General features: G+C 66.7%; 12 protein-coding genes. 5 read left to right on the forward strand and 7 right to left on the reverse strand.

Annotation, left to right across the window (positions count from 1 at the left end; translation table 11 throughout):
* Positions 1–3 precede the first annotated feature (3 nt).
* From NWF24_RS00570 to NWF24_RS00580, 3 genes are read right to left on the reverse strand one after another with little or no spacing between them, the layout of a single operon-like run.
* Positions 4–1,083 (reverse strand): extracellular solute-binding protein, encoded by a 1,080-nt coding sequence (locus tag NWF24_RS00570; RefSeq protein ID WP_258352479.1) that lies wholly within the window; start codon positions 1,081–1,083, stop codon positions 4–6.
* A 22-nt stretch (positions 1,084–1,105) separates the two neighbouring features.
* Positions 1,106–2,134: an ABC transporter ATP-binding protein gene (locus NWF24_RS00575; protein ID WP_258352480.1), complete on the reverse strand. Its 1,029-nt coding sequence runs from the start codon at positions 2,132–2,134 to the stop codon at positions 1,106–1,108.
* Positions 2,131–2,916, reverse strand: a complete 786-nt coding sequence (locus tag NWF24_RS00580; RefSeq protein WP_258352481.1) for an ABC transporter permease — start codon at positions 2,914–2,916, stop codon at positions 2,131–2,133. The genes NWF24_RS00575 and NWF24_RS00580 overlap by 4 nt, the downstream gene beginning before the upstream one ends.
* A gap of 166 nt (positions 2,917–3,082) precedes the next feature.
* On the opposite strand from NWF24_RS00580, the gene NWF24_RS00585 reads away from it, so the two are divergent.
* Both NWF24_RS00585 and NWF24_RS00590 read left to right on the forward strand, forming a co-directional pair.
* Positions 3,083–3,997 carry a LysR substrate-binding domain-containing protein gene (locus NWF24_RS00585; protein WP_258352482.1) on the forward strand — a complete coding sequence of 305 codons (915 nt, stop codon included), beginning with the start codon at positions 3,083–3,085 and terminating at the stop codon, positions 3,995–3,997.
* Between the two features lie 28 nt (positions 3,998–4,025).
* Positions 4,026–4,934 (forward strand): ketopantoate reductase family protein, encoded by a 909-nt coding sequence (locus NWF24_RS00590; protein WP_258352483.1) that lies wholly within the window; start codon positions 4,026–4,028, stop codon positions 4,932–4,934.
* Here the strand turns inward: NWF24_RS00590 and gorA are convergent.
* Positions 4,931–6,289, reverse strand: a complete 1,359-nt coding sequence (gene gorA, locus NWF24_RS00595; protein WP_258352484.1) for a glutathione-disulfide reductase — start codon at positions 6,287–6,289, stop codon at positions 4,931–4,933. The genes NWF24_RS00590 and gorA overlap by 4 nt on opposite strands.
* Before the next feature lie 79 nt (positions 6,290–6,368).
* Complete coding sequence (locus tag NWF24_RS00600; RefSeq protein ID WP_258352485.1) at positions 6,369–8,342, reverse strand: DUF6600 domain-containing protein; 1,974 nt, start codon at positions 8,340–8,342, stop codon at positions 6,369–6,371.
* A 139-nt stretch (positions 8,343–8,481) separates the two neighbouring features.
* On the opposite strand from NWF24_RS00600, the gene NWF24_RS00605 reads away from it, so the two are divergent.
* The 3 genes from NWF24_RS00605 to NWF24_RS00615 all read left to right on the forward strand — a co-directional run bounded on the left by NWF24_RS00605 (position 8,482) and on the right by NWF24_RS00615 (position 11,920).
* On the forward strand, positions 8,482–10,533 hold the full coding sequence (locus NWF24_RS00605; protein ID WP_258352486.1) for a PEP/pyruvate-binding domain-containing protein: 2,052 nt from the start codon (positions 8,482–8,484) through the stop codon (positions 10,531–10,533).
* 176 nt (positions 10,534–10,709) lie between these two features.
* On the forward strand, positions 10,710–11,516 hold the full coding sequence (locus NWF24_RS00610) for a LysM peptidoglycan-binding domain-containing protein (protein ID WP_309148854.1): 807 nt from the start codon (positions 10,710–10,712) through the stop codon (positions 11,514–11,516).
* Positions 11,507–11,920, forward strand: coding sequence for a hypothetical protein (locus NWF24_RS00615; protein ID WP_258352487.1), 414 nt, complete (start codon positions 11,507–11,509; stop codon positions 11,918–11,920). The genes NWF24_RS00610 and NWF24_RS00615 overlap by 10 nt, the downstream gene beginning before the upstream one ends.
* 41 nt (positions 11,921–11,961) lie before the next feature.
* On the opposite strand, the gene NWF24_RS00620 is transcribed toward NWF24_RS00615, so the two are convergent.
* The gene (locus NWF24_RS00620; protein WP_258352488.1) at positions 11,962–13,893 is read right to left on the reverse strand and encodes a TRAP transporter large permease; all 1,932 of its coding nucleotides are present in this window, start codon (positions 13,891–13,893) and stop codon (positions 11,962–11,964) included.
* The gene (locus NWF24_RS00625) at positions 13,890–14,558 is read right to left on the reverse strand and encodes a TRAP transporter small permease subunit (protein ID WP_258352489.1); all 669 of its coding nucleotides are present in this window, start codon (positions 14,556–14,558) and stop codon (positions 13,890–13,892) included. Before NWF24_RS00625 ends, NWF24_RS00620 begins: the two co-directional genes overlap by 4 nt.
* Positions 14,559–14,567 lie beyond the last annotated feature (9 nt).

The following is a 14,567-nucleotide window of genomic DNA, read 5'->3' on the forward strand; positions in this document are numbered from 1 at the left end:
TGCTTACTTGCCCAGCGCGGCCTGCGCCCAGAGCTTGTCGACTTCGGCCTTGCGCTCCGAGGCCTTCACCACATCGAGCGGCTTGATCTGCGGCGCGGCCGGCATCTTGGCCGCCACGTCGGCGCTCAGCGGCGTGCCCGGCACGGCCGGACGCACGAAGCCCTGTGCGAACAGCGACTGGCCGGCCTCGCTCATGATGAAGTTGAGCCACAGTTTGCCGGCGTTCGGGTTCGGGCCGTTCTTCACGAGGCTGATGGCGTACGGCGCGGCCACGCTGGCTTCCTTCGGAATGACGACTTCCACCGCATCGCCCATGCCGTCGACGTGCTTGGCCTTGAGGCCGTCGTTCTCGTAGCTGATCCACACCGGGATCTCGCCCTTCAGGAACTTGGCGTACGGCGTCGTGCCCTCAACGCGCAGCACATTGCCGGCCGCATGCAGCTTGCCGAGGTAGTCGGTGCCGGGCTGCACGTTGTCGACGCTGCCGCCGTTGGCATATGCCGCTGCAAAGGTCAGCACCTGGCCGATGCCGGTGGAGCGCGGGTCGAGATACACCACCGTGCTCTTGAACTCCGGCTTGAGCAGATCGGCCCAGCCGGTGGGCACGGTCTTCACCAGCTTCTTGTTGACCAGGAAGGCGATGTTGAGCGTGTGGATGGTGAACCAGCGGCCCTCGGCCTCGCGGAACACGGGCGGCAGCTTGTCGAAGTTGACGGGCTTGAAGGGCGCGACCACGTCTTTCTTGGCGGCATCGACGGCCGAGGCTGCGAAGTAGTAGGCGGTGTCGGCCTGCGGGCGGCGCTTGGTCTTTTCGAGCGCGACCACGGTGGCGGCGGAGCCGATGTCGTTGTAGGTCAGCTCGATCTCGGGGTAGCGCTTCTTGAAGTCGCGGAACAGCGACTTCCAGTTGGCCCATTCGGGGCCGGTGTCGAAGGAGACGCAAAGGCCTTCCTTCTGCGCCTCGGCGTACAGCGCCTTCTCGCCCGCGTAGAGCTCGGGGCCGTCGAAGGCGAAGGCGGTGCGTGCCGCGAGGGTTGCCAGCGGCAGTGCGCCGGCGGCCTGGATCAGATGTCTGCGTTGCATGGTGGCTCCTTGAAGGAAAAGGTCAGTGGTCAAGTAAACGAAGGTGTTCGGGCGCGATGGCGATGGCTTCTGCAGCCGGTGCTGCCGACTCGGCAAGGAAGGGCTTGCCCGCACCCGGCACTTCGAAGTCGTAGCGCGTCAGCGCACCCAGGTAGCGCTGCGCGCCGATGCGGCCAGCGAGGCGATTCACGGCGTCGGGCGCCGGGTCGGGCCGGATGTGTTCGGGGCGCACCAGCACATGCAGCGCGGTGCCGAAGGGGCGGTGGCCGGTGTCGGCGAAGACTTCGGCAAAGCCCAGGTCCAGCCGGCCCGGCGCTGCCACCTTCGCGGGCAGGATCGTCGACAGCCCGACGAACTCGGCTACCGCGCGGCTCGCGGGGTTCTCGTAGATCTCGCGCGGCGTGGCGATCTGCAGCAGCCGGCCGTCTTTCAGCATGGCCACGCGGTCGGCCATTACCAGCGCTTCTTCCTGGTCGTGCGTGACCAGCAGCGTGGTGGCGTTGAAGCGCTGCTGTATCGAGCGGATCTGGTCGCGCAGATGGCCGCGCACGCTGGCGTCGAGGGCCGACAAGGGCTCGTCGAGCAGCAGGGCGCGCGGGTCGATGGCCAGCGCGCGGGCAAGAGCCACGCGCTGCTGCTGTCCGCCCGAGAGCTGCGCCACGGCGCGCTGCGAGAAGTCGCCCAGCCCCACGATGTCGAGCAGTTCCTGCGCGCGCTTGCGCCGCTCGGCCGTCGCCACCTTGCGCAGCTTGAGCCCGTAGGCCACGTTGTCGAGCACGCTCAGGTGCGGAAAGAGCGCATAGCTCTGGAACACCATGCCGATGTGGCGCTGGTGCACCGGCGTGCGCGACATGTCTTCGCCGCCGAGCATGATGCGGCCGGTGTGGCCCGTCTCGAGGCCCGCCACCAGCTTCAGCAGGGTCGACTTGCCAGAGCCGCTGGGCCCGATCACCGCGACCAGCTCGCCGGTGCGCACGTCGAGCGACACGTCGTGCAGGCCGTGCGTGCTGCCGGGGTAGTTGTAGCTGACGTTGTCGAACAGAAGGCTCATGCGCGCTGCTTTACAAGGGAAGAAGAAAGAAGCGCCGACGCACTGGCCAGCACAAGAAGGATCACCGTGGCCGCGCAGGCAAAGCCCGTTGCGCCATAGAAGGCCTGCAGCAGCACCACCGGGTAGGTGCGGTTCTGGAAGCTCGTGAGCAGGTTCGACACGCCGAATTCGCCCACCGAAATGGCCGCCACCATCACCAGCCCGCTGATCAGGCTCTGCCGCAGGCTCGGCAGCACGATGCCCGTGAACTGCTGCCAGCCCGAGGCGCCGAGCGTGGCTGCCGCCTGTTCGAGCCGGCCGAGGTCGAGGTGGCGCAGGTCGGTCAGCAGCGTGTTCGTGAGGTAGGGCAGCGTGAGGATCGCGTGGGCCGCGATCAGCAGCGGCATCGAGCCCAGCCAGGGCGCGAGGTCGGTGTTGAACACGATCATGTAGCCGAAGGCCAGCGTGATCGCCGGCACCGCCACCGGCGTGGCGCTCACGATGCGCGCCGCCAGGCTGCCGCCGCGCCGCGCTCCGTGATACAGCGCATAGGCCAGCGGCAGCGCCAGCACGGTGTTGATGGCGCAGGCCGCCATGGCAACCACGAGGCTGCTCACGAAGGCTTTGCGAAAGGAGGTGTCGAGCCAGAGGTCGACATACCACTGCCCCGTGATGCCCGTGGGCAGCAGCGTGTTGGTCCAGTTGCCGCCCACGCTGCCGACCAGCAGCAAGGCGATGGGCAGCAGCAGGTACAGGCCGTAGATGAGCGAGATGCCGCGAACCAAGGTTGTCTCCAATGTCATGGACACCCGGCATACTTTCCGGATGCGCTACTGTTCGCGCCGGACATGCCGCCGCGTTGTCTCGAATTCTAGGAACCGCATGCGAACTTATGGGTGAAAGTTGGATGACGACACTTGAGCAATCGGAAAGCGTTTTTCATGCGGCTTTCACAAAGCGGAGCCATGCATGAAGCGCGACTGCCCCACCATCCAGGAACTGCTGGCCTTCGATGCCGTGGCGCGCCACCAGAGCATCACGCTCGCGGCTGGCGCCCTGTGCATCACCGTGAGCGCTGTCAGCAAGCAGATCGCGGGGCTCGAGGCCTTCCTTGGCCGCGAGCTGTTGCAGAAGAACGGGCGCGGCGTGCAGCTTACGCCGCAGGGGCGCGTGTACTGGCAGAAGATCTCGGGCGGCCTGCGCGCCATCGAGACCGCTACCTTCGAGGCGCGCTCGGGTGACGCGGGCGCCGGGCTGCTCACGCTTGCGAGCGTGCCCACCTTCCTTACCAAGTGGCTGATTCCGCGCCTGCCCGCCTTCAGCCAGAAGAGCCGCCACGTGATGCTGAGCTTCAGCCGCCACCTGGAGCCGAGCGACGGCATTCCGGCGGGCGTGGACGCCGCGATCCGCTACGGCCCCGACGGCTGGCCCGGCGTGGTGTCCGAATACATCGCGGGGCGCGAGTTCGTGCTGATCGTGGCGCGTTCGCTGGTCGAGGGGCGGCACCGCATCGCGCAGCCCGCCGACATCGTCGGCCACACGCTGCTGCATCACGAGGGCGCGCCCGGCGCCTGGCGCCAATGGGCCGCGCAGCACGGCGTGCCCGAAGTGCAGGCGGTGGCCGGCCCGCGTTTCGCGCAGTATTCGGCGCTGATCCAGGCGGCGCTCAACGGGCTGGGCATCGGCCTCGTGCCGAAGCTGCTGGTGCAGGAAGAACTCGCCGAAGGCTCGCTGCTGAGCCCCTGCGGCACGCCGGTGAGCGTGAACCAGGGGCACTACCTCTGCTACCGGCCCGACCGGCTCGACCTGCCGGCCTTCGCAGCATTTCGCGAATGGCTGCTGGACGAAGGTCTGAAATCGCGCGGCGTGGAGACCGAGGCATGATCGCCGCGACAACCAAGGAATCGAACCGATGAAAGTCGCAGTCATGGGCGCCGGCGCAGTCGGCTGCTACTACGGGGCCATGCTGGCGCGCGCCGGGCATGAGGTGGTGCTGATCGGTCGGCCTTCGCACGTGGAGGCCGTCAACGCCAAGGGGCTCAGGCTGGAGACCAAGGCTTTCGACGAATTCGTGAAGGTGGCTGCGAGCACCGAGGCCGACGCGGTGCAGGGCGCAGACCTCGTGCTGTTCTGCGTGAAGTCGACCGACAGCGAATCGGCCGCCGCGCAGATCAAGCCGCATCTCGCGCCCCATGCGCTGGTGCTCACGCTGCAGAACGGCGTGGACAACGACGAGCGTGTGCGCTCGGTGCTGCCGTCGAACGGGGTTGCCGCGGCGGTCGTCTACGTGGCGACCGAGATGGCGGGGCCGGGCCATGTGAAGCACCACGGGCGCGGCGAGCTGGTGATCGCGCCTTCGCGCATGAGCGAACAGGTGGCGCAGCATCTCGTTGCCGCAGGCGTGCCCACGCAGATATCGGGCAACGTGCGCGGCTCGCTGTGGGCCAAGCTGATCCTCAACTGCGCCTACAACGCGCTCTCGGCCGTCACGCAGCTGCCCTACGGCGTGCTCGCAAAGGGCACGGGCGTGACCGACGTGATCCGCGACGTGGTGGCCGAATGCCTCGCTGTCGCGAAGGCCGAAGGCGTCGAAGTGCCCGGCGATACCGACGCCGCCGTGCGCGGCATCGCGCAGAGCATGCCCTCGCAGTATTCGTCGACCGCGCAAGATCTTGCGCGCGGCAAGCTCAGCGAGATCGACCACCTCAACGGACTGGTCGTGCGGCGCGGCGAGGCACTGGGCGTGCCCACGCCGGCCAACCGCGTGCTGTTCGTGATGGTGAAGCTGCTTGAAGGCAAGCAGCAGGCGGTGCGCGGCTAGCCGGGCATCGGTTCGCGCATCGTCACGAACTCTTCGGCGGCCGTGGGGTGGATGCCCACGGTGCTGTCGAACAGCGCCTTCGTTGCGCCCGCGCGCATTGCCACCGCGAAGCCCTGCACCACTTCGCCCGCATCCGCGCCCACCATGTGCAGGCCCACCACGCGGTCGCTCGCCTTGTCCACGATCAGCTTCATGAACGTGCGCTCGCTGCGGCCCGACAGCGTGTGGCGCAGCGACTTGAACTCGCTCGAGAACACGGTGACATCGCCGAACTTCGCGCGCGCGTCGAGCTCGCTGTAGCCGCAGGTGCCGATGTTCGGGTGCGTGAACACGGCAGTGGGAATGAACTCGTAGTCGAGCCGGCGCTTGCCCTTGCCGAAGAGCTCGTCGACCACCACCATCGCTTCGGCCAGTGCCACTGGCGTGAGCTGCACGCGCGTGGACACGTCGCCCACCGCGTAGATCGACGGCACCGAGCTGCGGTAGTGCGCATCGACCGCGATCGCGCCGCGCTCGTCGAGCTTCACTCCCGCTGCTTCGAGGCCGAGCCCCTGCGTGTTGGGCACGCGGCCGGTGGCAAAGAGCACCGTGTCGGCCTCGATCTGCTGGCCGCGCGCCAGCGTGACCGTGAGTCCGTTCGGTCCGCGCGTGACCGAGGCGGCTTCGCAGTTCAGCCGCACGTCGACGCCGGCCTTTCCCATTTCGTTCGCCAGGAACTGCCGCACGTCGTCGTCGAAGCCGGTGAGCAGGTGCGCGCGGCGGTGCAGCTGCGTGACCTTGGAACCCAGCCCGTTGAAGATCGACGCGAATTCGCAGGCGATGTAGCCGCCGCCCACCACCAGCAGGCGCTTGGGGAACGGGTCGAGGTCGAACATCGCGTCGGAGGTCACGATGTGCTCGCGGCCTGGAATGTCGGGCACGAAGGGCGTGCCGCCGGTGGCGACCAGCAGGTGGCGCGCGGTGTGGCGCTGGCCATCGATTTCGACCGTGTGGGCATCGACCAGTTGCGCCCATCCGGTGACGAGCGTGACGCCCGAGTTCTTAAGCAGCGAGGCGTAGATGCCGTTGAGCCGCGTGATCTCTTTTGCGCGCTGCGACTTGAGGTGCGCCCAGTCGAACTGCGGCGCCCCGTGCAGCTTCCAGCCGAAGCCCGCGGCTTCCTCGAAGGATTCGGCATAGCCGGCCGCATAGCTGTAGAGCTTCTTCGGAATGCAGCCCACGTTGACGCAGGTGCCACCGAGTTCGGCGGCCTCGGCGATGGCAACGCGGGCGCCGGTGTGCGCCGCCATGCGAGCGGCGCGAACGCCCCCGCTGCCGCCGCCGATGACGAAGAGATCGAAGTCGAATGTGGGCATGAAAGGCTTGCTCCTTGGCCGCCGACTGTAGCGGCGGGGCGAAGGCAGCGCTTTCAGCGGGGCTTGCGGAGAGCTGTTCTCAGCGCGAGTCCGGCGAGGTCCAGAGCCTGCGCGGATCGTCGCTGCGCTGGCCTTGCGGCTGCGGTTGGGGCGCGATGCCGCGCTGCTGCTGGAGTGCACGCAGCTGGGCCTCCTGCGCCTGGCGCATCGCGTTCTGCTGGGCCTGCTGCTGGGCTTGCACCTGTTGCTGCGCCTGCGCGGCGCGCAACTGCATTTCCTGTTGCTGGCGAAGCATCTGTTGCTGGGCCAAGGCCTGCTGTTGGGCCGCGCGCTGTTGCTGGAGCTGCATCTGCTGCATTTGCTGTTGTTGAAGCAATTGTTGCTGCTGCTGGGCTTGCGCCTGTGCGGCGCGCTGCTGCATTTCCTGCTGTTGACGCAGCGCCTGTTGCTGCTGGGCCTGCAGTTGTTGCTGCTGTTGCTGTTGCCAGCGCTCCTGCTCGCCGCGCTGGCGCCAGTCTTGTTGTGCCCGCCAATCCTGCTGTTGGCGCCATTCCTGTTGCTGACGCCCGCCCTGCTGGCGCTGCCATTCCATCTGCTGTTGTTGCTGCAGCTGCTGCTGTTGTTGGATCTGTGCGGCCTGCGCCGCGCGTTGCTGCATCAACTGCTGCTGTTGCGCCTGCTGGAGCTGGACTTGCTGTTGCTGCCGCGCCATCAGCGCCGCAGCCGGCGGCATCACGGCGGCGGGCCGGCCGAAGCCGCCGCCGAAGCCGTTGATGGCGATGCCCGGGCTGGGCGCCACCGGTCCGCGCGAGAAGCGGTCGTCGGGCAGCCGCACCAGGTCGCGCCGCCCGAAGGTGCCGCGGCCGAAGCGGTCGGCGGGCAGCACGGTCACGGCGCCCGGCATCTGCTGGTTGGCATAGAAGTCGTTGCGGGCCTGCCGGTTGTAGATGGCCATGCGGTTCACCTGGTCCATATAGCGCTGGCTCGCGTGGTAGCCGGGGCGCCATTGCTCGCCCGGGGCCAGCGGGAACCAGCCCACGCCGTTGCGGCCGTTGCCGATCTGCACGCCCGCGTTGGCACCGCCACCCACGAAGCCGACCAGCGCCGGCGAATACACCGGCCGCCCGTTCGGGCGCCCCGGCACCCAGCCCCAGCGCGGACCCACGCGCGCCCAGCGGCCGTAGTGGAAGGGCGCGAAGCCCCACGGCGCGGCGTCGACCCAGGTAAGTCCCCAGGGCGCGACGTTGACCCATTGGCCGTCACGGTACGGCGCCCAGTCGGCATCGACGTTGCGCGGGAACCAGACGTCGCCATACGTGGCGTCGCTTTGCCAGTCGCCGTAGTTGTCGAGCTGCTGGTAGCCGACCACCTCGCGCGACACATAACGCGCGGAAACCGACTGGTCTTCGAGGCGGTTGCGCTCGGCCACCCAGGCTTCAAAACCGCCGGTCTGTTGCGGCGCCCCGCCCACGGCCGAAAGGTCGCGGCCCGACACGGTGAGCTGCTGCCGCGCGCCCAGCGATTGCGACTGGCCGTTGTCGCCGTAGAGCGTGACGCGGCCCGAGGCCACCGCCACCCAGGTGGTGCCGGCAGCCGGATCGGATGCGATTCGGTATTCGCCCGGCTCGTCGATCACCACCGCGAGGTTGCCGGTGTCGACCTCTACGCGCTGGCCCGCGAGCTCGTCGCGCACGCGCAGCTGCAGGTTGCCCTGGTTCGATGTGATGCGCGCCGTGTCGTCGTCGAGTTCGGAAAACTCCACGTGCGTCTGCCCGTCGAGCCGCAGTGCCGCCGAGCCGATGTACAGCTCGGCCCGCGCGTTGCGGTCGGTCCAGAGGCGGTCGCCGGTGGTGATGGGGCGGTTGGGCTGCGCGTCGTACCAGCTGTCTTCGCCGGCAGGCGCGAAGCTCACCGTGCCCTGCTGGAAGTTGAGGCGGGCGACGCGGCCCGGCGGGTCCTGCTGCGCGTTGGCCGCGAGGCCGACGCACAGCAGGGCCAGGCCGAGCAGCCATCGGCGCGGGGCGTAAAGCATGGAAAGGGCGGGTTGGCTCATGGCGTTGTTCTCTGATCCTCGGGACGATGCGAAAGCGCTGTGTTTGTAACGCGCGAGAATCCGCTGCCGCTGTCACCGCCTGTCCACTGCTTGGTGAAGCGCGCGTGCATTCGGCAACCGGCTGTAAGGAGGGATACCCATGAAAAACCAGAAAAACGCATGCCGCACAAGCGTCGCGCGCTCCCGAAACAATAGCGTGACTGCGTTGTGCCTCGTGGCCTTGGCGACCTTTGCGGCCATGCCCGCGACCGCCATTGCTCAGCTGGCGCGCAAGCCGTCTTACTACCAGCAGCAGAACCAGCCGCAGCCCGAAGGCCCGGCCGCGCAGCTCGTGCCGCGCCCCGCGGTGCCGTCGTCGCTGCCCGCGCTGCGCGGCCAAGGCGACTTCGACCAGATGGCGCGCGTCTACGACGCCGGCACGCCCATGCAGCTCGCGCACGTTCTGTTCGCCATCGACCGGCAAGCCAGGCCGGCGCGCATGTACTACATCGACACGCCGCGCTATCAACTGCACGTGCGCTTCCTGCGCGACACCCGGCTGGCGTCGAGCACCGCCAAGCGCGAGATCGACCGCAACTACCTCGTGCCCGACCGACGCTTCCTGTTCGGCACGCTGAGCTGGCAGCAGAACATCGGCACCTTCACCTACGAGTTCTGGGAGGGCGACCGGCTCACTGCGCCGCTGCTGCGGCAGGCCGACGAGCAGGTCAAGGCCAGCTTCTTCGCGCCGGTGAAGTTCAAGACCAACTCCACGCTGCACGAACGCGTGGCGAAGGAAGCCGGCATCGACTCCGTGAGCCAGGAGGCGCTGATCCGCGAGCAGCCCTTCCTGCCGATGAACCTGGGCACCGCCACCGGCCGCGTGCGCATCGTGGACGACGAATCCGGCATCAACGCGCTGCTGCCCGACGACATCGCCGTGCTGCGGCAGGTGCCGATCAGCCTGCCGCCGGTGGCGGGCGTGCTGACCGAGCGGCCCTCGACCGCGCTCTCGCACGTCAACCTGCTGGCCAAGGGCTGGGGCATTCCGAACGCTTATGTACGCGACGCCGCCACGGTGCTGAAAGCGCACGCGGGCCAATGGGTCGCGTTGAAGGTGGCTGCCTCGGGCTACCAGGTGCGCCTCCTTACGCCTGAAGAGATCGCGGCGCTGCCACCGCGCGCCGCGCGCACAGCGTCCACCGGCGCCACGCCCGGCAGCGCGCGCGCCATCAAACCCGACCTGCGCGAAACCCGCCTGCTGCCGCTGGCGTCACTGCGCGCGCGCAACAACGCGCAGTGCGGCACCAAGGCCGCGAACCTCGGGGCCATGCTGGCCGCGCACATTCCGGGTACCTCGGTGCCCGACGGTTTCTGCATTCCGTTCGCGCACTACGATCGCTTCATGCGCGCCAACGGCCTTGCCGAGCGCATCGTGCGCATGCAGCAGCAGCCCGGCTTCGCAAGCGACCCGAAGATTCGCCAGAAAGCGCTGGCCCAACTGCGCGACGAGATCGTGCAATGGCCAGTCAATGCCGCCGCCGCGGCGGCATGGCGCGCCGCGTGGCAGTCGCAGCTGGGCGGTGGCGGCGTGTTCGTGCGCAGCTCGTCCAACTCCGAAGACCTGCCCGGCTTCAGCGGCGCGGGGCTCTACACCACGGTGCCCAACGTCAAGACCGGCGACGCGCTCGAAGTTGCGGTGAAGAAGGTCTGGGCCTCGGTCTTCAACCCCGAAGCCTGGGAAGCTCGCAGCGCCGCGGGCTTCGGCGCCGAATCGGTGTTGATGGGCGTGTTCGTGCAGACCGCCATCGACTCGACCAACGCCGGCGTGATGATCACCCGCGACCCGTTCGACGCGGGGCATCCGCACGTCACCTACATCTCGGCCAAGCGCGGCATCGGCATCCGCGTGGTCGAGGGGCAGCGCGTGGCGGAGCAGGTGATGTATTCGAGCTGGTCGAAGGCGATCCAGGTGCTGAGCCGGTCGGCCGAGGAAACCTCGCTGCAGCTCGACAAGGAGGGCGGGGTGAAAGAGGTGCCGGTGGAAGCCGGGCGCAACGTACTGACCGATGAGCTGGTGGTGCGCCTGGCGAACGTGGGCGCTGCGGTGAAGCGCACGTTCAACGCGGTCGATCAGGACATCGAGTGGGCCACCGTGGGCGACCGTATCGTGCTGCTGCAGGCGCGGCCGTATGTGGAGCGGCGGCGCTGAGTCGGCGCCGCAAGCTTCCGATAACCCTGAATGGATCGGCTCGCTTCCAGCCGAGCGAGCAAGCCAGCGTTTCCGCGGCTCTTGGCTTTGCAGCGTTCGCCATTCTGAAACGAGCGGGAACCACAATGCGCCGCAGTTCTGAGCGATGGATTCTTCTTGCCACGCACGAGGTCCATATGCTCGAACGCTTTCAAGAGCAAACCAAAAGACAGGGGGATCGAATGACCGAAGCCGCACACCGAGCGCGCCATACGGAGAGCAGGCACGCCACGCCCAAGCCAAAGTCCGGTTTTGAAAAGTGGCAGGACGACATCGGCAAATCGGATGACAGTTGGGACGTCTACGACTGCGAAATCCAGTTGGCAGTCAACGAGTTCAATCGCCATCTTTCCGGCAAGGCAGGCTACACACCGCTGAATTGGCAACTCGTCAAGGCGATGGTGTGGGTAGAGACGGGTGCCAACAAGGAGCTGTGGAAATCCAACCCCATCCAGATCGGGATGTACAACGATCCGGGCCTGAGCGATCTCCTGGCAAAGGACAAGGGCGGCGAGCTGATATTGCCGCCGCAGATGAACCTGTCGGCCAATCGCGTCCGAGCCGAACCGGCACAGAACATTCGCGCGGGCATTGGCTATCTGCTCATGCGCTCGGCCAGCTTCGAAACCCGCAGCGTTACCGATGCGGACATCAGGATTTACGAAGCCACAGTCCAGCCGGGCGACACCATCGAGAAGATTGCCAAGGCTCGAGGCAGCACCGTCGAGGTCATGAAGAAGATGAATCCATCTGCCCATGTACTTCGACCCGGGCAGACTTTAAATTACCGGAAGGCTTCCATGCAGAAGGTCATCACGCGGTGGATGCCTTTGACTTCAATGACGGTAGCGAACCGGTACAACACGGGAGATCCCCGATATTCCCAAAAACTTGACTATGCGATCAACGTGATCCAACAACGCGATGCCGCCGCATGCAAATGACGAGATTTGATTTCCCGCTTCTGGGCGCGCTTGGCCTGATGCTCGCCGGACCCGTGCTGGCAGCCGATCTTCCGTTCGTCGGCGAATATCAAGGCACCGGCAGGCAGTGCTTTGGAAAGCTGTCGGTACAGAGCAAGGTCATCGAGTGGCGCACACCCTTTGCGGCCTGCAGGAAAACGCCTTATCGGATGCTCAAGAAAGAATCCGACGGCTCTGAGCAAGAAGCAGTTTTCGTCTTGCAAGGAACGCCGTGCGGCTTTGGCGTGATCGTCCTGAGCCTGGACCCGAAGCAGCCGCAGTATTGGAATGCCACTGGATATCGATCGATGGCCGAATACGAGAAGAACAGCGACGACAAGCTGCTTTGCAGCGTTGAGCGACTCCCCGGGCACCCCAGGCGCTGAGCTGCTTGTCGCCGTCAGGCGCCGCCCACCGGCGTCGGCCCTCACCCGTACAGATACTGCGGCAGCCAAAGCGTCAGCCCCGGCCAGATGTACATGAACACCATGCACAGGATCACGATCAGCATGTACGGCATCATCCCCGCGAAGATCTGGTTGATCGTCACGTGCGGTGGCGACACTCCTTTCAGATAGAAGGCCGACATCGCCACCGGCGGCGAGAGGAACGCTGCCTGCAGGTTCACGAACACCAGCACGCCGAACAGCAGCGGGTCGATCTGGAAGTGCGCGAGCAGCGGCAGGAAGATGGGCACGAAGATCACGATGATCTCGGTCCACTCCAGCGGCCAGCCCAGCACGAAGATGATCGCCTGCGACAACAGCAGAAACTGCAAGGGCGTGAGGTTCATGCCCATCACCCATTCCTCGATGATGCGCTGCCCGCCCAGCAGCGCGAACACCGCCGAGAACAGCGCCGAGCCCACGAAGAGCCAGCAGACCATCGAGGTGGTCTTGAGCGTGAGGAACACGGCCTCCTTGGTCTTCTTGAAGTCGAGTGTGCCGGCCTGCCAGGCCATGAGAAAGGCGCCGGCCGCGCCGACCGCGGCCGATTCCGTGGCGGTGGTAATGCCGAACAAGATCACGCCCAGCACCACCAGTGTCAGCGTGGCCAGCGGCATCACCGACGACACCAGCATGCGCAGGATTTCGAACTGCTCGGCATCCATGCGCCAGTAGTACCAGGCGAGCAGCGCGAGCGTGAAGAGGCTGGCGAGCAGGAAGCCCGTGTAGAAGGCTTCGGGCACTGCGGCGGTTTTCGGTGCATCGACGGCTTCGCCAAGTTGTTGCAGGCCGCCTTCCGCAGCAGGCGGTGCTGAAGGGGCTTCGCTGCCGGGTGGTTCCTCGACACCGCCGGGAGGCTCTTGCAGGCTGCCTTCCGATGCGGACTCTTTCGGTTCGTCGGACGTGGGTGGCTCGGCGAGCCCAGTGCCGGAGGCCTCGGGCGATGCAGCAGCAGCCGGGGCTTCGGCCTTCTGCGTCGACTGCTGCTGCGCCACCACCGGCGCGTTGTTGTCCTTCTGCGAGTAGATCGTCACGTACCACCACACCGAGCCCAGCGTCGCAACTGCGAGCGCCAGCGGCACCAGCGCATTCAGCAGGCTGCGCAGCAGCAGCCACCAGGTGATGCGTACGCCTTCCGCCGCACCGCGCATGGCACGCGCAGGCGACACCACGGCCGCGAACAGCGCCGGCAGCATGCGCGGCGAATAGCTGGCCGCGATGTGCGCAACCCACGGCGTGACCGGCGCGCGTTGCTGGTCAGGCGGCAGCTTGGGCGCCACCTTCGGCTGCAGCACGGCCCAGCCGATCACGTAGAGCAGGTAGAGAAACGCGAGGAAGAAGCCCGGGAACATGGCGGCTGCATAGAGCTTCACCACCGACTGCCCGGCCACCGCCGCGTACACGATGATCATCACCGAGGGCGGAATGAGAATGCCGAGCGTGCCGCCGGCCGTGATCACGCCGGCCGCGAGCCGCGTGTCGTAGCCCGCGTTGAGCATCGGCCGCATCGCGATCACGCCCATCAGCACCACCACCGCGCCGACCAGGCCGCTCGCGATGCCCCAGAAGGTGCAGACGATCAGCGTTGTCACCGCGAGAGAGCCAGGCACGCGGCGGAACGCGAGCTGCACGCTGTGGAACATCTTGTCCACCAGCGCGCCGCGTTCCATCACGTAGCCCATCAGCACGAACAGCGGTATCGAGAGAAGCGTCTCGTTGGTCATGGCGCCGAAGGCGCGCTGCACCATCAGGTCGAAGACCTTGTTGTCGAGCCAGGGCGAAGCGGGGTCGTAGAAGGCGATGAAGCCGAAGAACATGCCAAGGCCCATCAGCGTGAACGCCGTGGGAAAGCCGAGCATGATCACGACCACGATCAGCCCGAGCATCAGGAGGCCGAGTGCGGGTTCGCTCATGCCGCACCTCCGGTCGAGTCGCTCTTGCGCTGCTGCGCAGCCTGCTCGATGGCCTTGGCCTTGTCGATCACCTCGCGCTTGTCGGCTTCATCGACGTAGCTGCTGCCGGCGAGCTGTTCGCCGACCACGTCCATTTCTTCCGCGTCCTTCAGGCGGGGTGTCCACACGCCGGTCTTCAGGCACAGCGCACAGCGCACCATCTCCGCGATGCCCTGCAGCAGCAGCACCGCGCCGGCCACGGGGATCACGAACTTGAACGGGTACACCGGAATCGGGTCGGCGTTGAAGGTCTGCTCGTGCATTGCCAGCGATTCGCCGAAGTAGGTCCAGCCCGACCAGGTGAGTGCCACCACGCCGGGCAGGAAGAAGAGCGCGAACAGCACGAGATCGAGCGCGGCCTGCGTGCGCGGCTTCATGCTGCCGTAGAAAAAATCGCCGCGCACGTGCCCCGCCTGCGAGAGCGTGTAGGCGCCGCCCATCATGAAGAGCGTGCCGTAGAGCATGTTGTTGGCGTCGAAGATCCAGGCGGTGGGCGCGTTGAGCGCATAGCGCTTGAACACCTCGCCGCACACCAGCAGCATCAGCGCCACGATGAGCCACGAGAAGGTCTTGCCCACGACCATGCTGAAGCGGTCGACGGTGTGGAGGAAGCGTTGGATGGTCATGAAGGCATG

Source organism: Variovorax paradoxus (genome assembly GCF_024734665.1).
In the GTDB taxonomy this organism is placed as follows: domain Bacteria; phylum Pseudomonadota; class Gammaproteobacteria; order Burkholderiales; family Burkholderiaceae_C; genus Variovorax.

What these genes read in the sequence shown, in the direction of transcription:
- NWF24_RS00585 (WP_258352482.1), top strand. Translation starts at nt 3,083, where the DNA reads ATGAAGCGCGACTGCCCCACCATCCAGGAACTGCTGGCCTTCGATGCC.
- NWF24_RS00590 (WP_258352483.1), top strand. Translation starts at nt 4,026, where the DNA reads ATGAAAGTCGCAGTCATGGGCGCCGGCGCAGTCGGCTGCTACTACGGG.
- NWF24_RS00600 (WP_258352485.1), bottom strand. Translation starts at nt 8,342, where the DNA reads ATGAGCCAACCCGCCCTTTCCATGCTTTACGCCCCGCGCCGATGGCTG.
- NWF24_RS00570 (WP_258352479.1), bottom strand. Translation starts at nt 1,083, where the DNA reads ATGCAACGCAGACATCTGATCCAGGCCGCCGGCGCACTGCCGCTGGCA.
- NWF24_RS00610 (WP_309148854.1), top strand. Translation starts at nt 10,710, where the DNA reads ATGCTCGAACGCTTTCAAGAGCAAACCAAAAGACAGGGGGATCGAATG.
- NWF24_RS00605 (WP_258352486.1), top strand. Translation starts at nt 8,482, where the DNA reads ATGAAAAACCAGAAAAACGCATGCCGCACAAGCGTCGCGCGCTCCCGA.
- NWF24_RS00615 (WP_258352487.1), top strand. Translation starts at nt 11,507, where the DNA reads ATGCAAATGACGAGATTTGATTTCCCGCTTCTGGGCGCGCTTGGCCTG.
- NWF24_RS00625 (WP_258352489.1), bottom strand. Translation starts at nt 14,558, where the DNA reads ATGACCATCCAACGCTTCCTCCACACCGTCGACCGCTTCAGCATGGTC.
- NWF24_RS00580 (WP_258352481.1), bottom strand. Translation starts at nt 2,916, where the DNA reads ATGACATTGGAGACAACCTTGGTTCGCGGCATCTCGCTCATCTACGGC.
- NWF24_RS00575 (WP_258352480.1), bottom strand. Translation starts at nt 2,134, where the DNA reads ATGAGCCTTCTGTTCGACAACGTCAGCTACAACTACCCCGGCAGCACG.
- gorA (WP_258352484.1), bottom strand. Translation starts at nt 6,289, where the DNA reads ATGCCCACATTCGACTTCGATCTCTTCGTCATCGGCGGCGGCAGCGGG.
- NWF24_RS00620 (WP_258352488.1), bottom strand. Translation starts at nt 13,893, where the DNA reads ATGAGCGAACCCGCACTCGGCCTCCTGATGCTCGGGCTGATCGTGGTC.